The organism is Shewanella sp. HL-SH2 (assembly GCF_051164935.1).
Taxonomy (GTDB): domain Bacteria; phylum Pseudomonadota; class Gammaproteobacteria; order Enterobacterales; family Shewanellaceae; genus Shewanella; species Shewanella glacialimarina.
The window spans coordinates 1222663-1241736 of the sequence record NZ_CP195035.1; the positions used below are offsets into that span (position 1 = coordinate 1222663).

The following is a 19074-nucleotide window of genomic DNA, read 5'->3' on the forward strand; positions in this document are numbered from 1 at the left end:
GAATATACGATGACTCAATTTATTCAAGGTAAATGGTTAGCTGGCGAAGGCCATGATGTGCAATCAATTAACCCAGCCAACGGCGAGGTTATTTGGCACGGCAAAACAGCCACTGCAGCTCAAGTAGACAGCGCGGTTGACGCCGCACGTGCTGCACAGTTTGATTGGTTTATGCTAGGCTATCAAGGCCGTTTAGCGATTGTTGAAGCTTACCGTGATCAGTTAGAAGCCCATAAAGCTGAAATGGCTGAAACTATTGCCCAAGAAACGGGTAAACCACAGTGGGAAACCGCGACAGAAGCAGCCGCTATGATTGGCAAAATTGGTTTGTCAGCTAAAGCCCATGACAAGCGCACTGGCACTGAGACCAATGATTTACCCGCAGGTCGTGCAGTATTACGTCATAAGCCTCACGGTGTTGTTGCTGTGTTTGGCCCGTATAATTTTCCTGGGCACTTACCTAATGGTCATATCGTACCGGCCTTATTAGCGGGTAATACTGTTGTATTTAAGCCATCTGAATTAACGCCTAAAGTCGCTGAGTTAATGCTAAAGTGCTGGGAAAAAGCAGGCTTACCAAAAGGGATTATTAACCTGGTTCAAGGTGAAGTTGATACCGGTAAAGCACTTGCTTCTCACCCTCAAATTGATGGTTTATTCTTTACAGGTAGTTCACGAACTGGTCATATATTGCATCAACAATATGCCGGTCATCCAGGTAAAATATTAGCCTTAGAAATGGGCGGTAATAATCCGTTAATCATTAAAGGCGTTAGCGACACTAAAGCGGCAGTTCACGATATTATTCAGTCAGCCTATATTTCATCAGGCCAGCGTTGTACTTGTGCTCGTCGTTTATATGTTGAAACAGGTGCTCAAGGCGATGCGTTAATTGCTGCACTTATCGCTGCTGTGAAACAAATTAAAGTCGGTGCCTGGAATGCTCAGCCACAGCCATTTATGGGATCAATGATCTCTGAAACGGCAGCGCGTGGCATGGTTGCTGCGCAAGCGACATTGCAATCTTTAGGTGGCGTGTCCTTGATTGAACTGAAACAAGTTGAAGCAGGTACGGGCATTGTCTCTCCTGGTTTGATTGACGTATCGGCGATAGCCAAACTGCCAGATGATGAGTATTTTGGACCTTTACTGCAGTTAGTTCGCTACAGTGATTTTGATGAAGCAATTCGTCTTGCAAATGATACTCGTTATGGTTTGTCAGCTGGTTTATTAGCTGACAGCAGAGAAGATTACGATTACTTCTTAGCGCGTATTCGTGCAGGCATTGTTAACTGGAACAAACAAATTACTGGTGCTTCTGGTGCTGCACCGTTTGGTGGCGTAGGTGCTTCAGGTAATCACCGAGCTAGCGCATTCTATGCTGCTGATTACTGTGCTTACCCTGTGGCTTCGATGGAAGCTGATAGTGTCAGTTTTCCAGCGAGTTTAAGCCCTGGTTTATCGATTTAACTTTAGTCAGATTTTTAGACAAAGTTCCAGCGCGCTTTAAGCAAATACTTGAAGCGCAATTAGCGTGATTTAACAGATTCTTATTGCCCGACCTCAATTAAGATCTGCTTTTTAGAAGGATTTTACCATGCATACTGACGTCAATTCGTTATTTGCGGCTATCTGGCAAGACTATATAAAAATGACCCCATCAGCAGCCAAAATTCACCAATTGCTGAGTAAAGGTGCGCCGATCATTAATGATCATATCGCTCTGCGTACGTTTAACATTGATAAAGTGAATCTTAGTGTACTGGCCAAGCATTTTACCTCTATTGGTTATGTTGATTGCGGTGACTACAAGTTTGAGCAGAAAAAGCTGATAGCGAAGCATTTTGAACATCCAGATCCAAGCCAACCTAAAGTGTTTATTTCTGAATTGTTAGTGGAAGAGTTTAGCCCTGCGCTGCAACAAACCATTAAAGGCTTTATTAAGCAGATTGATGTTGCTGCAACCGTTGCAGATAACTTCATCTATTCAGGCCGTCACTGGCAGCTTGATAAAGCCACTTATCAAGCATTACTGGCTGAAAGTGAATATGCTGCCTGGGTTGCTGCTATTGGTTATAGAGCAAACCATTTCACAGTATCAATAAATGATTTACCAGAGTTTGAGCGCATCGAAGATGTGAACCAAGCTTTGAAAGACGCAGGCTTTTTACTTAATGCTTCTGGTGGTGAAATCAAAGGCACACCTGAAGTGTTATTAGAGCAATCTTCTACCATGGCAGATAAAGTGGTTGTTAGCTTTACCGATGGTGATGCAGAAATTCCAAGTTGTTTTTATGAATTTGCCCGCCGTTATCCAATGGACAATGGTAAGCTATATACTGGATTTGTTGCGGCGTCTGCTGATAAGATTTTTGAAAGTACTAATGCGATGATGTAATCGATATTCGGTTTACTAAAAGCCTCACTTTGTGAGGCTTTTTTATGTCCAGCGTTTGTGCGCTTATTGGGTTTTAGATTGCAGGCTTATTGAGTGGAATAACAATGGATACCGCCAAGCCGCTTAAATGTTCACTGGCGTTAAATTGCAGCTGAAAGCCATACTGCTCGCAAATTTCCTTCACTATAGATAAACCTAAGCCATGGCCCATAACATCCTCGTCTAAGCGTTTTCCTCTGGCGGTTAACAAAGCTAATTGATCTTGTTGTACGCCTGAACCGTCGTCTTCTACTGTGATAGTAATTGAATGATTGTGCTGTTTTTTTAATGATAATCGCACACAGGAATCTGTCCATTTAAACGCATTATCAAGTAAATTACCAAACAGCTCCATCCCATCTTCGCGGTGAATAGGAATACGTGATAACTGTTGTGGGTTGTGGATATGCTCGGTCACAGCTTTATGTCGATAAACTTTTTTAAGGGTATTTAATAAACTGGTAAAATCCTTTTCGACAGTCATTTGAGCGGCAGGAAGCATATCACCGGTTACTCTAGCAGCAGCGAGCTTTCTTTCAATCATTTTTCTGATTTGATCTAGCTGCTGTTGCATTGCTATTGCCGCATCTGGATCTGTTAATCCTAAGGCTTCTACTTGCTGCTGCATAATAGCTAAGGGGGTCTTTAACCCGTGGCTTAAGTTACCTAGATTGTTACGGCTACGTTCAATCTGTTTGGCGGTATAGTCGAGTAGCTGGTTATAGGTTTCTGCTAAGGGTTTTATTTCTGAAGGTATATGTTGAGTCTCTAGGGCGCTGATTTCCCCTTGGCGTAATTTGGCTAACGACTGCTGTATCTTTTTTAGCGGTTTAAAAGACTGACGTAGAATAATAAAAATACCCGCTATCATTGCCAATAGCATACCAATATTAATTGCCAGTTTAGTGCCAAAAACCTCACTAAATACCCGCCTACCTATGCTTAAATCCTGGGCCACGGTTAATGTGGCCGTATTAGGGGTGTCATCAGATCCAATGCCAATAGATAGCAACTGCATATCGTTATTTTTCGGGCCTTTTGCCTGCCAGACACGTTTTTGTGAATCGGCTAATGGTTCTATTTCTAACTCAACGTCCCACAGTGAGCGAGACCTAATCACCTGGTTTGGTAAATTAAGTTGGAAATAACGGCCTGAATAGGCTGGTTTGTAAAAACTGAGACAGTTGTTGATGATCGATCTCTATTTGACCATCTTGTAATCGAGTGGCCAGAATGACATGTTCAAGATCTTCTTCTAAGCGGTTAATAATAGAATCGTGAAATGCTTCTCTAAGCATAGATTCAAACAATATTAATCCAATAATCGTGCTTAATATGATTAACCCGGTTAACCATAGGCTGAGCTTAGAGCGAATCGAGATCATTGTTCGATTATGCCATGGAAGATATATCCCTGTCCTCGGCGTGTTTCAATCGCTGTTTTACCCAGTTTTTTGCGCAAGTGAGTCACATAGACTTCTACCACATTACTTTCTTTTTCATCGTCAAATTGATACAACTTATCGGTTAGCTGTGTTTTTGATAGTAATTTTTTGGGTGACATCAGAAATATTTTAAGCAGCCTGAATTCCATTGCTGTTAGTTCAAACTCTTGATCCGCGACAATCACTTTTTGCTCGTTTTCATCTAATGTAACACCTGCGTAGCAAAGCTGTTTTGAGGCAGTATTTGCTCGGCCATGGGCACGGTTTATCAGTGCTTGTATGCGAGCAAGTAATTCTTGAGTATGGAATGGCTTGCCAAGGTAATCGTCAGCACCAGCATTAAACCCTTCTACTTTCTCGTGCCACTGTGAGCGTGCTGTGAGCATTATCACAGGGGTGACTATGCCTTTTTCACGCCAACTAGTGATAAGGTTTAACCCATTTCCATCGGGTAAACCAATATCGAGTATCACACAATCATATTGAGTTTCTTTGATAAGATAGTCAGCTTCAACCGCTTTATCTGTTACATCGGTAACATAGCCGGCTTGTTTAAGTTGCTTTTCTAATTCAGCCACTAAAAGTGGATTATCTTCAACGAGTAGCAGTTTCATGTTGCGTGCATTCACTAGGTAATTGAGTTAACGAATTTAGAGTACCACTTTGTGCATCAAATTGCAGATTTACAGTGTGGCCTTGTTTTAATTTTAGCTGTAAATTATACCGCCACTTATCTTTTTCTTGAAATAATTGTGCATCTACTAGCTGAACATCACAATATTGAGCTAGCCAGTTAAGGCATTCATCTAAAGAACGTATATGGCCTGCACTCACCAGTTTTTGAACATGATTATGGTCTGCCTCATACAAGGTTTGAGTATTATTGAAGTTAGCGTTTAATGTGCTAAGGCTGAATAAGCCAATAGTGATAAACATGGACATACTCTCTCCAAGGCATAAAAAAAGTGGTGTGCAGATAATCTGACACCACTTTAATAATCTTGGCTTAAATCAAGCTGAAGCTTATCTTAACGCGTACCGTAAACCACTATCGTTTTACCGTGTGCTTGAATTAGATTTTGCTCTTCAAGCATTTTCAAAATACGCCCAACGGTTTCACGTGAACAACCTACAATTTGACCAATCTCTTGACGAGTAATCTTAATTTGCATGCCATCAGGGTGAGTCATTGCATCTGGCAGTTTGGCAAGATGTAATAATGTTTGCGCAATACGACCAGCCACATCCAAGAAGGCTAGATCACCTACTTTTTGGCTAGTACTTTGTAAGCGCAACGCCATTTGTGCTGATAGTTTCATCAGAATTTCAGGGTTTACTTGAATCAATTGCTTGAATTTCTTGTAAGAGATTTCGGCAATTTCACATGCTTGTTTAGCACGGACCCATGCGGTACGTTCGGCTTGTTCCTCAAACAGACCTAGCTCGCCGATAAAGTCACCTTGGTTAAGATAAGAAAGGATCATTTCTTTGCCTTCTTCATCTTTAATCAATACGGCAACCGCACCTTTAACGATATAGTATAAAGTATCAGAATCTTCGCCAGCATGAATTAGCGTGCTTTTAGCTGGATATTTATGAATGTGACAATGTGACAGAAACCATTCCAAAGTTGGATCCGGTTTTGGCTTACCAATCAGAGCCATATTGATGTTCCTCGATTGATTGAAAAATAAGTAATCTCTAATTAAGTACTTTACGCTATTTAAATAGATAAAACTTTGATGGAGATCTAGTTTAACGACTCGGCATTTTATATTAACTTTTTACAATGTAGGTTTATTTGATCAAATTTGGGAGTTAAGTCAATAAAACTGCCAGATTCTAACCTAAGTCACAATTGTTTTTTAGCGCCGCTAAACTATTTCGTATGATTAACGTTTATTCATGAGTTGGAGTATCGTTAGTTGTGGTGAATATTCTATTATGGTTTATTGTAATGCCAACTTAAGTTGGTTTATGTTTATGATGTTATTGCTGTGGTTTATGAGGTGGATGTGAAGAAGTTATTCCAGATTAGTGTGGGCTGTATTATTTTTTGCTGTTTATTATTGTCTAAGGTACAGGCATTTTCACAGCCGCAAACTATGCAGTCGAACGAGCAATCAAGAGTGGTGCATATTCAATTAAAAGCCGCTCAAGGTGATGCAGATGCCCAATTTTTACTAGGACTGATGTATTTATCTGGACGATTTGTTGATAAAAATATTACAGAAGGTTTTATGTGGGTTGAGCTAGCGGCAAATCAACAGCATATTAAGGCGCAACAGACTATTGCTGATTTAGCGTTTGAAGGTAAATTAATTCCCCGTAATTTACTTAAAGCTGAAAAATGGTACTTAGACATGAGCCAGCAAGGTGATAAGTGGGCGCATTTTCGTTTAGGTTTTATTTATTCTGCCGGTGGTGATGGCGTAGAGCGCAATTGTGGTAAAGCGCTAACTCAGTTTGGTGCAGCCGGTGATGATGTCTCTTTAGGCAATATCGCCTGGATTTTGGCAACATGTCCTGAGCCTGAATATCGTGATGGCTCAAAAGCGGTGAGTTTGTCACTTAAGCTGCTTGAAACTAATCAAGGCGACCCGACTATTTTGGATAACTTAGCGGCAGGTTATGCTGAATTAGGTGATTTTACTCAGGCCATTAGTGTGCAGAAAAAAGCCATTGATGCATTAAAGTTGTACCCTGAAATAGCTAAAAGTGATGAGTTTTTACAGCGTTTAAAAAGCTATCAAAATAATCAAGCCTACAGAGAAATTATCCCACTTATGGATTAATGTATATCCATAAGTTTGTAGATGCTAATGCTGGAAAAGATATGAATAAGAGGGGATATAATTAAGTTGAGTGTCACATTATAAAGTTTTGAATGATAAACAGGCTTTGAGCGCTGACATACTCAAGATGCTAACAGATCGAGATGGGGGGAATTAACATCTGAGCATATCAACTATCGTTCTTTCGCCTGAAGTCCCGATAGTTGTAGCCTAATATATCTAGCTTAATGCAAACTTAAGTATCTATTAATTCAGTATGTTTTGAGTTATTTGCAGGAATGAGATGCTAAATTAATCTAACTTTTGTAACTCTAAGCGTTTATCCATCAAATCACGAATTAACGGTGTTAAAATTAGCTCCATCGCTAGAGACATTTTGCCACCAGGTACCACTAAAGTGTTGACCCTAGACATAAATGCACCCTGTATCATGTTCAAGAAATAGGGGAAGTCGACATTATTCATACCGCGAAAGCGAATAACCACAAAGCTTTCATCTAAACTTGGAATATCTTTTGCGCTGAATGGATTAGAGGTATCAACCGTAGGTACACGTTGAAAGTTAATATGAGTACGAGAAAACTGTGGCGTCATGTGGTTGATGTAATCATCCATACTGCGCACGATTGACCCCATGACTTTTTCACGACTATGGCCACGGTCATTGGTATCGCGAATAATTTTTTGAATCCACTCTAGGTTAACAATAGGTACCATTCCGATCAGTAAGTCGACATGTTTAGCCACATCGGCATCATCAGTGACCACTCCGCCATGTAAACCTTCGTAATACAACATATCAGTTTTAGGGGGTAAGTCTCGCCACTGAGTAAACGTACCGGGCATTTGGTTAAAGGGCACTGCCTCATCAAATGTATGCAAATAGCTGCGGGTTTTACCCATACCTTTAGTGCCATAACTTTCGAAGCATTCTTCGAGTTTGATGAAGTTATTGGCTTCTGGGCCAAAATAACTGATGTTACGATTTTCAGCTTGAGATTTACGGATTAACACTTCCATCTCAGCACGGGTAAAATTATGAAAGCTGTCACCCTCTACAAAGGCGGCATTAATTCCCAATTGACGAAAAATATGGGTAAAAGCCGTTGTAGTCGTTGTTGTTCCGGCACCAGATGAGCCCGTCACAGCAATAATAGGATGTTTAGCTGACATTGTTCCTGCCTAGAAATTATCACGTTGAACATGGGGTAACAAAGCGAAATGCTTAGGCTTTGTAATCGTTGGAATAACATTTATACGGTAGTTAAGACCTTCTGGTCAATGCTCACAGGCTTTATTATTTTGAGAGAATAATATTTTTGATATGACGAATGGCTACTGACTCATCCTCTTCACTGTATTCAACCACCAACTCACCTTGCTTTAAAGCCTGCTTACATTGCTTAATCATATTTAAAAGTTGTTGGCTATCGAGTTCACTAAAACTGCCATCTTCTACCTGAGTGAACAAGTACTCTTTGATTAAATTGTTTAGAGTATCACCTTCTAAACCGTGTAATGCGCTGTAGGGAATAATCATGCAGTATTACCTTTGCTACTGGATATTTGTGGATCTGCAAGCAAAAAGTCAATGATGCGTTTTTCAAGATAAAACTTAGGCTTCCAAGGCCAACCGCCATCGATAAAGCCGACATGACCACCGGATAAATGCAGCTCGTAGTGTATCGCTGCTGACAGCTCATCTTGTGTGGGAATAACCGCTTCAGTCATAAAGGGATCATCTTTAGCGTGAATGATAAGTGTGGGGTTACTAATGTGTTTTAGTAAGTTCAGCGCACTTGAACGGGAATAATAATCATCAACACCGGCAAAACCATGCAAAGGTGCGGTAACTTTGTCATCAAATTGATAAAATGTACTCAGCTGCTGTAGTTCAGCCTTATTCAAAGGCATTTGTGCGACTAAGTTATGATTATCGAGTTTCTCGAGCATTTTTTTCTGTAAACGCTTAATCAAATGTGATTGATAAACTTTTGAAAAGCCACTCTCTAATTTTTTAGCGCAAGCACTGAGGGTTAGCGGTGCTGAAACGATAACCGCCCGATCGAGTAAACTTTGATTTCGCTTACTGCCTTGGTATTTGGCTAACACATTGCCACCCAGGCTATAACCTACGGCATATAAAGCTGAATCAGGGTAATAGATTTTAAGTTGTTTCAGAGTGAAAGCTAGGTCATCAAAGTCACCACTGTGATAACTTCTTGCCAAGCGATTCGGTTCGCCAGAACAGCCGCGATGATGGTGGACTACTGAGCATAATTTAGCTTTATTTGCTTCTACTAGCATTCTACGAACATAGTGTGACTCTGTGCTACCTTCTAATCCATGGGCAATCACGAGAATAGGGTCACCATTTTGTGGCTGACCTAACCAGTCTAAATCAATAAAATCGCCATCAGGAAGCTCTTGTCTTTGGCGAAAGGTGTCTGGTTTGGCCACTTTGAACATGAAGGGCAAAATAGTCTGTATATGTGGGTTAGCGGCCCACCAGGGTGGAGTAAAAGGGTTTTTTATCGACATGAGTCATTCAACGAGTGTTTGTGAAAGTTTAAACGTGTGTTTAAATATGATTAGTGTCACTGTAACACAGATAAAATTATCACAACAAAAATAATAGGGGGAAGAAAATGAAACGTCGTACCTTTCTTACCGGTGCTTTTGCTGGTACTGCTGTACTCGCTTTAGGCATTAATTTATACCCATCAGACCCTATTGCTATTGGTGGTGATACTCAGTATCGGGTGTTATTCAGTGTGCTTATTCCTGTGTTGTTAGATGGTGCTTTACCGGAAGTCGCCAGCCAAAGAAAATTGGCTATTGATACGACTATTGATGCTATTCAGGCTTCTATTGAGGTGCTGCCGACAGAGCAGCAAGCTGAGTTAAGAGAGCTGTTAGCGTTGCTTGAAAGCCGTTTAGGCCTGTTAATATTGACTGGCAGCATGACGCCATTAATGATGCGTTCGCCAGTCGACTTAACCAATATGCTTGAAGCATGGCGCTTCCATTACTTAGACATGGTACAGACAGCCTATCTTGGATTACGCGAATTAATTTTAGCCAGTTACTATGCTACCCCAGCTCATTGGGGAAAACTAGGTTATGCAAAGCCCACTTTTTTGCTTAATGCCTAATTAACCTAGCTTTTTTCCAAAGGAGATACTTGAATTGGCTATTATTGATCCTATTACCACAGGTTTAGATTCAGGTTGGCAGCACATTGATGCCAGCACCTTGCAGCACAATCGTCATTTTGAAGCCGATGTTATTATTGTCGGAACCGGCGCTGGTGGTGGAACTGCCGCTGAAGTACTCACTGAGGCAGGCTTAACGGTTATAATGATTGAAGGTGGTCCGCTTAAATCTTCTAAAGACTTTGATATGGAAGAGCGCCACGCATATCCTAACTTATATCAACAAGCCGCTGCGTTGAAAACAGCGGATAAAGGCATCGGCATATTTCAAGGCCGAGCAGTCGGTGGCTCAACAACTATTAACTGGACAACTTCAATTCGTACACCGAAACAAACACTCGATTTTTGGGCATCGGAGCGTTCAGTTATCAACACCTCAGCAGAAGAGATGCTACCGTGGTTTGAGAAAATGGAACAACGGCTGAATATTACCGAGTGGCAGCATGAACCTAATCGTAATAATGGGGTGCTGCGCGAAGGCTGCGAGAAACTTGGCTGGGAACATACGGTTATTAAACGAAATGTAACTGGGTGTTGGAATACGGGGTATTGCGGCATGGGCTGCCCGGTTAACGCCAAGCAATCTATGTTAGTGACAACCATTCCTGCGGCATTAAATAAAGGTGCGACCTTAATTTCACGCGCTAAAGTGACTAAACTTGAGCACAGTGGCGATAAAGTTAATGGGTTAACGGCAACGGCATTAAACGAAGGCTTAAAGCCCAGCGGTGTTGAGTTAACATTTAGTGCTAAGCACTATATTTTAAGTGCTGGCGCTATTCATACCCCGACCATTTTAATGCGCTCTAATGTGCCTGACCCACATAAGTTATTGGGCAAAACCTTCCTTCACCCTTCATTACTTTCTGGCGGCTTGTTTGATGAGCAAATTAATGGCCATAGCGGTGCACCCCAGTCTATCTATTCAGATCAGTTTGTTTGGCGAGATGGTGCTGCGGGAGACTTAGGTTATAAGCTAGAAGTTGCACCTATTCACCCTGTGTTGATCGCCTCTAAAACCATTGGTTTTGGTCAAAGTCATGCGCAATTGATGGCTAACTTCAACAAAATGCAGGTGATGATTGCTTTGATTCGCGATGGATTCAATGAGCAGTGTATGGGAGGGCAGGTGCGTTTGACCGATAATGGTTTTGCATTAGATTACCCGTTATCAAATGATTTTTGGGCTGCTGCTAGAAAGGCTTTTTTATCCATGGCGGAGCTCCAATTTGCCGCAGGGGCAAAAAAAGTATTGCCGATGAATGATGGATTAGACTTCTTAACCTCCTGGAAGCAAGCGCAGGAAGTGATTGGTTCAATGGACTTACGTTTGCTAAAAACTATTGTGGCCTCTGCGCACGTGATGGGCGGCTGCCCAATGGGAGAGGACACCACAAAAGCGATGGTGGATAGTTTTGGTCAATCGCATTATTTTACTAATTTGTCTGTGTTTGATGGCTCAATGTTCCAAACCAGTTTAGGGGCCAATCCGCAGTTATCTATTTATGGCATGGTGGCTAGAAATGCTACTATGTTGGCTGAAAAGTTGAAAGCCAGTTAACCGTTATTGCTAGTATATAAACCAACATAAGTTAGTAGTTTTGTTGCTAAAATTTTGTTGAGAATGTTTTACTGCTAACTCGGAAGATGTGACAGTGTTAGACCAAATAGGCTTAAATAGTGATAGCTGTTTTGGCTAGCTGTATTAAGTGCGCCATTGATAGTGGTATTGATCGGAGCGTCTTTACCCGTTTTGTTAGATGCTATTGAATCAGCATGAATGAGATTGATATGTTGTAGCAACATTTTTTGTGATTTACGCTCTAACATCAATTCAACCTGTAACATTTTTTGATATTCATCTTTGGTCAAATGCGCTTTAGCCAACCGCCGCAACTGGCGGTAAGATTTTAATACGCCAGCTTCCCATGGCTCTATTACACGGGATAATTGTTGCCAATCATTAATACCAAGCGGATAAGATTGCTGATCTAGCTGCTGTGCTAGTAGTAGCAGATTGACATTCACCTGGTAATTGTCTTGTAGCGCAATATAAGCCTGTGGGTCACACAGGTACTTTTGCTCGCATTGTTGCCAGATGTCATTATGAAATGTTGTCATCGAAGGTTGCCTGTCAGCCATATATCAATCTCTGAATATTCTGTTAACAATTAGCATAGCGCATTGAATACTGTGAAATGGTACACAATGCGCATAAGCTGTTGAGATTATTTAACCCATTAATCAGCTTTGAATGACAGCTCTATTGCTTCAATTTGCTCTTGTATTTCTAACCAAGCCATTTCACTTTCATCCATCGCCTGAGTCAATTTAGTGCGATCATTGAGCACCTGCGTCATTTTGGCTTTGTTTTCAGCTTCATACAGGCTTCCATCGGCTAATGCGACTTCAAGCTCTGCTAAACGGTCAGTGAATTTTTGCTGTTCAGTTTCTAGTTTTGTTTGCTGTTTTCTTAACGGTGATACCTTTTGACGTAATTCTGCTTCAATTCTTTTTAGCTGTTTTTTGTCAATCTGTGGTGTATCAGTATTGGTGTTTTCTGACTTTTGATTTGCTTGGGCTGCTTTTGCTGCATCTAATAACCATTGATGATAATCATCTAGATCACCATCGAAAGGCTTTACCACACCCTGGTCAACAAGGTAGTAATCACTGCAGCTGAGGCGTAATAAGTGACGGTCGTGCGACACGATAACCATTGCCCCTTCAAAGGTTTGCAGTGCCATGGTTAAGGCATGGCGCATTTCTAAGTCAAGGTGGTTAGTGGGTTCATCTAATAGCAGCAGGTTAGGACGCTGCCATACTAGTAATGCCAGTACTAAGCGGGCCTTTTCACCACCGGAAAAAGGTCTTACAGGTGATAAAGCCATATCACCATTAAACCCAAATCCACCTAAAAAGTTACGTAATTCTTGTTCGCGAACACTGGGCGCAGCTAAGCGAGAAAGATGTTGCAGCGGTGTATCATCTAATTGTAAAAATTCAATTTGGTGTTGAGCAAAGTAGCCAATGTTAAGGCCTGGATTGGGTTCATACTTGCCTGATAACGCTTGAAGCTGACCAGAAAGTAACTTAATTAGGGTTGATTTACCGGCACCATTACGGCCCAACAAACCAATTCGAGCACCAGGCACCAAGTTGAGTTGTACCTTACTTAAAATCGTTTTATCACCATAACCCACAGCAACCTGTTCCATTTTTATCAATGGGTTCGGCAGGGCTTCTGGTTCACGGAACGCCATTTGAAATGGATTGTCAGCTTGGGATGGCAGAAGCTCAGCCATGCGCTCTAACGCTTTGAGGCGGCTTTGAGCTTGCTTGGCTTTACTGGCTTTATAGCGAAAACGGTCAACAAAAGACTGCATATGTGCACGTTCTTTTTGCTGACGTTCAAAGGCTACTTGCTGCTGTGATAAACGTTCAGCTCGTACATGCTCAAATGCGCTGTAGCCGCCTTTATAGAAGTTGAGTTTGTGATGTTCAACATGAATAATTTCATCCACGATGGCATCAATAAAGTCGCGGTCATGGGAAATCAAAATCAAGGTGCCTTGATAAGACTTAATCCAACCTTCTAACCAATACATGGTATCTAAATCTAAGTGGTTGGTAGGTTCATCGAGTAATAATAAGTCTGAGCGGCATAATAGCGCTTGCGCAAGGTTTAAACGCATCCGCCAGCCACCTGAGAAGCTTTTAACTGGGTTGGTTTGTTCAGCATCGCCAAAACCTAAACCGGCTAATAGTGCACCTGCTCGGGCGCGGATAGCGTAGCCTCCAATTGCATCAATTTTACCATGAATAAGGGCGATGGCATTGCCATCATTTTCATCTTGCGCGGTGATGAGTTGAGCTTCAAGCTGGCGGAACTCAGTATCGCCATCTAAAACATATTCTAATGCAGATACATCAAGCGCCGGGGTTTCTTGGGCTACAGAGGATATTTGCCAATTTGCGGGTAGTGAGAACTCGCCTTTATCTAGGTGTAAATGACCTAAAATCAATGCCAATAATGACGTTTTTCCGGTACCATTTGCGCCGACTAAACCCACTTTGTGACCAGGGTAAATCGTCACAGAGGTTTCGTCGAGTAAGGTTTTACTGCCTCGAATTAATTGTGCTTGGCTAATACTGATCATGAACGCAACTTGAAGCTGTAAAATAAAGTGGGTGGATAATACCGTATTCGCGATTTATTTCCCACAATGACAGGACGTATACGACGCTTCCATGGCAAAATAGCCACTGTGATCTAATTAACCCGAATTGAGAGTGTCTAATGACAAAAATAAAAAAACGTTTTGTAGCGGGTGCTAAATGCCCTAAATGTGGCGCGAAAGACAGTATTTTATTATTTAAAGAAAATAACATTGAAACGATTGAGTGCACCGATTGTGATTATCGTGAGCAGCAAACTGATATCGAAGTGCCTAAAAAATCAACCGGTAATATGATCGGAGTATTTAAGCCTGAGTAAGGGGGAAGAGTGTTTTATTATGTTGTGAGGATGGGGCTAATACGTTTTTGCCCCCTAATGCCAGTCATACATTAGGGGAGGTAAACGCATCGTTTATGTTAGGCTTATTAGCAATAAACGCCTTGCGACAAACATAAAGAGTGTTGCCTGAATACCGCAAGGTCATTATTAATGAACTAACGGATGGAACGAAAATCCATAGATTTGATTTATGTTTAACAGGCAGATGACAATACAGATCTTACTGGCTCATTAACTCATCTGGTGACGCTTCAGCTTCAATTTTTGATTTATGCTGATTTAATACTTTAATCACATTGTTATTACTGAGTATGAGTTCGTCGAAGCGTTGGTTAATCTCTTGTAATTCTACCCCATAGCTAGGGTCATCTTTGGCTTTAGTTTGCCAAAAACGTTTACGATCCAATTTTTGCACTTCACTTGCTCGCAGAATTTCAAAGTAGCTATTTTCCTGCTTAAGACGATAGATCTCTCCCTCAAGTAATTGGAGTAATTTTTCTTTTGAAATGGTTTGCTTGTTCAGTAGTGCTTTGAGGGGATCAATTTTGATTTCACGTTTATCTGAGTCGATTTCAGTAGTGATACCGTTTTCGTATTCAATTTTATGTTGGCGGAATGCTTCCGGACAAACGCTATGGCTGAATTCGACTTTGTCATCTTTCATACATTTATAGATGGCATTAGTGTTCCCCTGCACCATAAAAGGACTGAGTAAAAGCACCAATAAATATATAGTTCTTGCCATGCGGCCACATATCCTTCTGTAAATCCATCATATACCGGTAGTGAGTATAGAACCATCGCAGCTTTATCACATAAATATGTTAGATAAATTTATGTTAAATAAACATCGCAAGTGTAACGATAAAACCAGTTTATTGACAATTGATTTTTTTTTGACGCATGTAATATCTACTACAGAAGTGTTTTTTACTATTTATGCCGCTCAAAATCACTCCTTTCTTAGCGAAAAATGGCCAAGAAAGGTGTGATAGTGTTTTTCTAGGGCTTAATATGAGCTTGCTAGCGGGTGTTCGGTTTGAGTCAGAAGTACTAATTTTTATTCAGTATCAAGAATACGAGTAATCGTCGTTATCGATCAAATGTTAAATTATCGATAAGACGCGCTTTGCCTAAATATGCTGCCGCGACAATGACTAAACTTTTATCTTCAGCGTTAACGGGTTGCAAATTGCTGCTGTTGCGGACTTCAAGATAATCTGGCGTAAAGCCCGCTTCAATAAGTGATGCCGTGGCGTGTTGGCTGGCCTCGATAATACTTTCACCTTGTTGAATACTTAGTGCCATTTGATCTAATGCTTGTTTAAGTGCAGCGGCATTAATTTTTTCTTCAGCGGTTAAATAACCATTACGTGAGCTCATCGCTAAACCTGATGGCTCACGAATCGTTTCCACACCAATAATATTAATGGGGAGTGACAGGTCAGCGACCATGGTTTTAATGACTAACAATTGTTGAAAGTCTTTATTACCAAAAAAGGCCATGTCTGGCTGAACTATGTTAAATAACTTATTCACGACAGTGGCAACGCCACGGAAATGGCCTGGACGACTTGCGCCGCAAAGCTCATCACCGATTTCTGGTACTTCTATAAAAGTTTGTTTATCTAAGCCTTTAGGATAAATAGTCTCTGGTGTTGGAGTAAATAATAACGCAGCACCAGCGTCAACTAAGGCTTGTTTATCTGCCGCTAAGGTGCGTGGATAAGCGCCTAAGTCTTCATTTTTACCAAATTGAAGTGGGTTAACAAAAATAGACACAACAACATGGTCAGCTTGTTTCAGTGCTCGATTAACAAGGGTAATATGACCCTGGTGTAAATTACCCATGGTTGGGACAAATGCAACTGTTTCGCCTTTAATGCGCCAAGCATTAACTTGATCGCGAATGTCAGAGATGGCGGCAGTGGTGATCATGATGAATTAAACCTGCGAAATAATTAGTTAAAGATGTGTTCTTCAGCTGGGAATGAACCGTCAGCCACTTCGTCAATATAAGCGCGAATTGCGCTGCGGATTTCACCCGTTTGTTTAAGATAGTTTTTGGAAAAGCGAGGAATGTAACCACTCGATATGCCTAAAACATCATGCATAACTAAGATTTGACCGTCAGTATCTGCTCCAGCGCCAATACCAATAACTGGAATTGAAAGTGCCTCAGTGATTGTTTTAGCTAAAGTTGCCGGAATACATTCAAGGACTAATAATTGAGCACCAGCTGCCTGTAAAGCTTTGGCTTCATCTAAAATACGTTGGGCATTATCTGCATCGCGTCCTTGTACTTTGAAACCACCAAATACATGAACCGATTGAGGTGTTAATCCTAAATGAGCACAAACAGGAATGCCGCGTTCAGTGAGCATTTTAACACTTTCAAGTAACCAGTGACCGCCTTCAACTTTGACCATGTTAGCGCCGGCCTGCATTAAGATGGCAGCATTTTGCATGGTTTGTTCTGCGGTTGAATAGCTCATAAAAGGCATGTCAGCGATCAGTAAAGCACGGTTTATGCCGCGACGTACGCAGGCTGTGTGATAGGCAATATCAGCAACGGTAACAGGTAAGGTGTCATCATGACCCTGTAACACCATTCCCATAGAGTCACCAACTAATAAAACATCAATCCCTTCGCTGTCAAAGGCACCTGCAAAACTGGCATCATATGCGGTTAGTGCAGTGAATTTTTTACCTTCTTTTTTGAACTTCAATAGGGTAGAACTAGTGACTTTTGACATAGTGGACTCTTAATACAATTCAAATTTATACGCTGTGGAGCATATACTCTAAAGTGGTGAAATCAACTTTTATTCGGTATTTTGTGCAAAGACTGCTGCATTTCTGGTGTCAGTAACGATTTAAGTGCCTGATGACAGGGCAAGATTAAGTCTTCAGCAATTTCAGCCAGCGGGATTAACACAAAGCTGCGCTCTTTCATACCGTAATGCGGGACCTGTAATCTTGGTATATCAATGATGTGTAATCCATATAATAATAGGTCAAGATCTAAGGTTCTTGGCCCCCAACGTTCATTACGCACCCGGCCTTGTTGTTGTTCAATATCTTGCAGGCTATTGAGTAATGCAATCGGTTCAAGGTGAGTATTAAAGCAGGCTACCGCATTAACATAATCAGGCTGAACAACATCACCCATGGGCGTTGAGCGATAATAACTCGACACTGTAACATCACCATTGACAGCAATCTTTTTTAACGCGGCAACAGCTTGGTTTAGCTGTTGCTCTGGCTCTGCAAGATTAGCTCCTAATGCGACATAAACTAAAGTCATTATTCTGCTGCTGAGTCCGATTTAACAGCAGGTTTGCGCTTTCTTTTACGCTGTGCTGTATTGCGATTACGGTTTGAGCTTGTTTTGCCTGAGCCTTTAGCAATATCACTACGTTGTGTTTCATCAGCTTCAACAAATGATTTCCACCAGGTAGCTTGCTTGGCCACACTGCCACCTTCAGCTTCACCGCGAAGTAATAATAAATCATATGCTGCACGGAATTTAGGGTGCTCTAATAATTTAAATGCCCGTGAACCTTGGCTACGCTCAAATCTAAGTTGTAGTTGCCAAATATCTTTTGCAGGCGTACTGAAACGGCGTGGAATGCTAATCGTGCGGCATTGTTCTTCCATCACATCACCCATAGCTGCCACTTGCGCATCATACAATGTCAAACCACTTTCAAGGGCGATATCATCAGCTCGTTGCTTTAGCGGATACCAGAGTATTGCCGCATAAAAGAATGCTGGCGTAACCGGTTTATCTTGGTTAACTCGATCGTCAGTGCTGCGCATAACAGTATTGAGCATTTTAGCCGCATAGCCCTTAGGGTCATCAGTGATAATGCCTTGTATTTGTGGGAATAGCGGGCCAAATAAATCGAAATCTTGCATCATTTGATAATTAGCTTGAGCTTTACCTGCAAAGAAAAGCTTTAACACTTCTTCGTACATACGGGCAGCTGGAATATCGGCCAATAGTGGCGCTAATAATTTAATCGGGGCGGCAGAAATAGGATCGATTTCCATCGATAATTTTGTGGCAAATCTTACCGCGCGTAACATCCGAACAGGGTCTTCACGATAACGGGTTTCAGGATCACCTATTAGCTTGATTTTACGGGCGTGTAAGTCTTCAATGCCACCGCCATAACTGCGGATAGAAAAGTCACTAATATCATAATATAAGGCGTTAACCGTAAAGTCGCGACGCTCAGCATCCTCATCAATTTCACCGTATACGTTGTCACGTAACAGACGACCTTCGGCATTTGATTTTGAAATGGTGTCGCTGTTTTCGCCATGATGTCCACGAAATGTTGCTACTTCAATGACATCACGTCCAAAAACAATATGTGCTAAGCGAAAACGACGTCCGACTAAGCGGCAATTACGGAATAATTTTTTGATTTCATCTGGAGTGGCATTAGTCACAACGTCAAAGTCTTTAGGCTCAAGCCCTAATAGAATATCGCGCACTCCGCCACCGACTAAATAGGCTTTAAAACCTGATTTGTGCAGTCGATAAAGCACTTTTAATGCATTTTCGCTGATCTGGCGGCGCGAAATATCGTGGCTATCACGTGAAATGATATCCAAACGTAGGCCGTTTTGTTCTTCTAACGGCTGGTCGAGC

General features: G+C 41.4%; 19 protein-coding genes and 1 pseudogene. 6 read left to right on the plus strand and 14 right to left on the minus strand.

Annotated elements, in window-relative coordinates; genetic code table 11:
- Nucleotides 1–9 precede the first annotated feature (9 nt).
- Nucleotides 10–1470: a succinylglutamate-semialdehyde dehydrogenase gene (gene astD, locus ACRWP9_RS05365; RefSeq protein WP_434928268.1), complete on the plus strand. Its 1461-nt coding sequence runs from the start codon at nucleotides 10–12 to the stop codon at nucleotides 1468–1470.
- 127 nt (nucleotides 1471–1597) lie between these two features.
- The gene (locus tag ACRWP9_RS05370; RefSeq protein WP_434928269.1) at nucleotides 1598–2398 is read left to right on the plus strand and encodes a DUF1338 domain-containing protein; all 801 of its coding nucleotides are present in this window, start codon (nucleotides 1598–1600) and stop codon (nucleotides 2396–2398) included.
- Between the two features lie 73 nt (nucleotides 2399–2471).
- Here ACRWP9_RS05370 and ACRWP9_RS05375 read toward each other — a convergent pair.
- The 4 genes and pseudogenes from ACRWP9_RS05375 to crp form a co-directional block, all read right to left on the minus strand.
- Nucleotides 2472–3822, minus strand: a pseudogene (locus ACRWP9_RS05375) (ATP-binding protein).
- Nucleotides 3819–4496 carry a response regulator transcription factor gene (locus tag ACRWP9_RS05380; protein WP_434928270.1) on the minus strand — a complete coding sequence of 226 codons (678 nt, stop codon included), beginning with the start codon at nucleotides 4494–4496 and terminating at the stop codon, nucleotides 3819–3821. Before ACRWP9_RS05380 ends, ACRWP9_RS05375 begins: the two are co-directional and overlap by 4 nt.
- A complete protein-coding gene (locus ACRWP9_RS05385; protein WP_226411183.1) occupies nucleotides 4477–4824 on the minus strand; it encodes a PepSY domain-containing protein in 348 nt (115 codons plus the stop codon). The genes ACRWP9_RS05380 and ACRWP9_RS05385 overlap by 20 nt, the downstream gene beginning before the upstream one ends.
- An 86-nt stretch (nucleotides 4825–4910) precedes the next feature.
- Nucleotides 4911–5546 (minus strand): cAMP-activated global transcriptional regulator CRP, encoded by a 636-nt coding sequence (gene crp / locus ACRWP9_RS05390; RefSeq protein WP_226411181.1) that lies wholly within the window; start codon nucleotides 5544–5546, stop codon nucleotides 4911–4913.
- A 441-nt stretch (nucleotides 5547–5987) separates the two neighbouring features.
- Here crp and ACRWP9_RS05395 point away from each other — a divergent pair, with 441 nt between their 5' ends.
- Complete coding sequence (locus tag ACRWP9_RS05395; protein WP_434928937.1) at nucleotides 5988–6677, plus strand: sel1 repeat family protein; 690 nt, start codon at nucleotides 5988–5990, stop codon at nucleotides 6675–6677.
- Between the two features lie 291 nt (nucleotides 6678–6968).
- On the opposite strand, the gene ACRWP9_RS05400 is transcribed toward ACRWP9_RS05395, so the two are convergent.
- The 3 genes from ACRWP9_RS05400 to ACRWP9_RS05410 all read right to left on the minus strand — a co-directional run bounded on the left by ACRWP9_RS05400 (nucleotide 6969) and on the right by ACRWP9_RS05410 (nucleotide 9212).
- Nucleotides 6969–7850 carry a phosphoribulokinase gene (locus ACRWP9_RS05400; RefSeq protein ID WP_434928271.1) on the minus strand — a complete coding sequence of 294 codons (882 nt, stop codon included), beginning with the start codon at nucleotides 7848–7850 and terminating at the stop codon, nucleotides 6969–6971.
- Between the two features lie 124 nt (nucleotides 7851–7974).
- Nucleotides 7975–8217: a YheU family protein gene (locus tag ACRWP9_RS05405; RefSeq protein ID WP_434928272.1), complete on the minus strand. Its 243-nt coding sequence runs from the start codon at nucleotides 8215–8217 to the stop codon at nucleotides 7975–7977.
- On the minus strand, nucleotides 8214–9212 hold the full coding sequence (locus ACRWP9_RS05410) for a hydrolase (protein WP_434928939.1): 999 nt from the start codon (nucleotides 9210–9212) through the stop codon (nucleotides 8214–8216). The genes ACRWP9_RS05405 and ACRWP9_RS05410 overlap by 4 nt, the downstream gene beginning before the upstream one ends.
- A 113-nt stretch (nucleotides 9213–9325) precedes the next feature.
- Here ACRWP9_RS05410 and ACRWP9_RS05415 point away from each other — a divergent pair, with 113 nt between their 5' ends.
- Both ACRWP9_RS05415 and ACRWP9_RS05420 read left to right on the plus strand, forming a co-directional pair.
- Nucleotides 9326–9832, plus strand: a complete 507-nt coding sequence (locus ACRWP9_RS05415; RefSeq protein ID WP_434928273.1) for a TAT leader-containing periplasmic protein — start codon at nucleotides 9326–9328, stop codon at nucleotides 9830–9832.
- A gap of 34 nt (nucleotides 9833–9866) precedes the next feature.
- Entirely contained in the window at nucleotides 9867–11453 is a 1587-nt protein-coding gene (locus ACRWP9_RS05420; protein WP_434928274.1) for a GMC family oxidoreductase N-terminal domain-containing protein, read from the plus strand.
- Between the two features lie 74 nt (nucleotides 11454–11527).
- Here the strand turns inward: ACRWP9_RS05420 and ACRWP9_RS05425 are convergent, their stop codons facing one another.
- A complete protein-coding gene (locus tag ACRWP9_RS05425) occupies nucleotides 11528–12013 on the minus strand; it encodes a TIGR02444 family protein (protein WP_434928275.1) in 486 nt (161 codons plus the stop codon).
- Nucleotides 12014–12132: 119 nt separating this feature from the next.
- Nucleotides 12133–14052 (minus strand): ABC transporter ATP-binding protein, encoded by a 1920-nt coding sequence (locus ACRWP9_RS05430; RefSeq protein ID WP_434928276.1) that lies wholly within the window; start codon nucleotides 14050–14052, stop codon nucleotides 12133–12135.
- A gap of 140 nt (nucleotides 14053–14192) precedes the next feature.
- Between ACRWP9_RS05430 and ACRWP9_RS05435 the strand changes: the two genes are divergently transcribed.
- Nucleotides 14193–14390, plus strand: a complete 198-nt coding sequence (locus tag ACRWP9_RS05435; RefSeq protein ID WP_226411167.1) for a YheV family putative zinc ribbon protein — start codon at nucleotides 14193–14195, stop codon at nucleotides 14388–14390.
- A 241-nt stretch (nucleotides 14391–14631) separates the two neighbouring features.
- Here ACRWP9_RS05435 and ACRWP9_RS05440 read toward each other — a convergent pair whose 3' ends face one another.
- The 5 genes from ACRWP9_RS05440 to ACRWP9_RS05460 form a co-directional block, all read right to left on the minus strand.
- Nucleotides 14632–15156, minus strand: a complete 525-nt coding sequence (locus tag ACRWP9_RS05440) for a DUF4124 domain-containing protein (protein WP_434928277.1) — start codon at nucleotides 15154–15156, stop codon at nucleotides 14632–14634.
- 347 nt (nucleotides 15157–15503) lie between these two features.
- Nucleotides 15504–16349, minus strand: a complete 846-nt coding sequence (gene panC / locus ACRWP9_RS05445; RefSeq protein ID WP_434928278.1) for a pantoate--beta-alanine ligase — start codon at nucleotides 16347–16349, stop codon at nucleotides 15504–15506.
- Between the two features lie 23 nt (nucleotides 16350–16372).
- Nucleotides 16373–17167 (minus strand): 3-methyl-2-oxobutanoate hydroxymethyltransferase, encoded by a 795-nt coding sequence (gene panB, locus ACRWP9_RS05450; protein ID WP_434928279.1) that lies wholly within the window; start codon nucleotides 17165–17167, stop codon nucleotides 16373–16375.
- A gap of 62 nt (nucleotides 17168–17229) precedes the next feature.
- Nucleotides 17230–17718 (minus strand): 2-amino-4-hydroxy-6-hydroxymethyldihydropteridine diphosphokinase, encoded by a 489-nt coding sequence (gene folK / locus ACRWP9_RS05455; RefSeq protein WP_434928280.1) that lies wholly within the window; start codon nucleotides 17716–17718, stop codon nucleotides 17230–17232.
- Nucleotides 17718–19028, minus strand: coding sequence for a polynucleotide adenylyltransferase PcnB (locus tag ACRWP9_RS05460; RefSeq protein ID WP_434928941.1), 1311 nt, complete (start codon nucleotides 19026–19028; stop codon nucleotides 17718–17720). The genes folK and ACRWP9_RS05460 overlap by 1 nt, the downstream gene beginning before the upstream one ends.
- Nucleotides 19029–19074 lie beyond the last annotated feature (46 nt).

Excerpts from the sequence above, each read along its gene's own strand:
- astD (WP_434928268.1), top strand. The coding sequence starts at position 10 with ATGACTCAATTTATTCAAGGTAAATGGTTAGCTGGCGAAGGCCATGAT.
- ACRWP9_RS05370 (WP_434928269.1), top strand. The coding sequence starts at position 1,598 with ATGCATACTGACGTCAATTCGTTATTTGCGGCTATCTGGCAAGACTAT.
- ACRWP9_RS05380 (WP_434928270.1), bottom strand. The coding sequence starts at position 4,496 with ATGAAACTGCTACTCGTTGAAGATAATCCACTTTTAGTGGCTGAATTA.
- ACRWP9_RS05385 (WP_226411183.1), bottom strand. The coding sequence starts at position 4,824 with ATGTCCATGTTTATCACTATTGGCTTATTCAGCCTTAGCACATTAAAC.
- crp (WP_226411181.1), bottom strand. The coding sequence starts at position 5,546 with ATGGCTCTGATTGGTAAGCCAAAACCGGATCCAACTTTGGAATGGTTT.
- ACRWP9_RS05395 (WP_434928937.1), top strand. The coding sequence starts at position 5,988 with ATGCAGTCGAACGAGCAATCAAGAGTGGTGCATATTCAATTAAAAGCC.
- ACRWP9_RS05400 (WP_434928271.1), bottom strand. The coding sequence starts at position 7,850 with ATGTCAGCTAAACATCCTATTATTGCTGTGACGGGCTCATCTGGTGCC.
- ACRWP9_RS05405 (WP_434928272.1), bottom strand. The coding sequence starts at position 8,217 with ATGATTATTCCCTACAGCGCATTACACGGTTTAGAAGGTGATACTCTA.
- ACRWP9_RS05415 (WP_434928273.1), top strand. The coding sequence starts at position 9,326 with ATGAAACGTCGTACCTTTCTTACCGGTGCTTTTGCTGGTACTGCTGTA.
- ACRWP9_RS05425 (WP_434928275.1), bottom strand. The coding sequence starts at position 12,013 with ATGACAACATTTCATAATGACATCTGGCAACAATGCGAGCAAAAGTAC.
- ACRWP9_RS05430 (WP_434928276.1), bottom strand. The coding sequence starts at position 14,052 with ATGATCAGTATTAGCCAAGCACAATTAATTCGAGGCAGTAAAACCTTA.
- ACRWP9_RS05435 (WP_226411167.1), top strand. The coding sequence starts at position 14,193 with ATGACAAAAATAAAAAAACGTTTTGTAGCGGGTGCTAAATGCCCTAAA.
- ACRWP9_RS05440 (WP_434928277.1), bottom strand. The coding sequence starts at position 15,156 with ATGGCAAGAACTATATATTTATTGGTGCTTTTACTCAGTCCTTTTATG.
- panC (WP_434928278.1), bottom strand. The coding sequence starts at position 16,349 with ATGATCACCACTGCCGCCATCTCTGACATTCGCGATCAAGTTAATGCT.
- panB (WP_434928279.1), bottom strand. The coding sequence starts at position 17,167 with ATGTCAAAAGTCACTAGTTCTACCCTATTGAAGTTCAAAAAAGAAGGT.
- folK (WP_434928280.1), bottom strand. The coding sequence starts at position 17,718 with ATGACTTTAGTTTATGTCGCATTAGGAGCTAATCTTGCAGAGCCAGAG.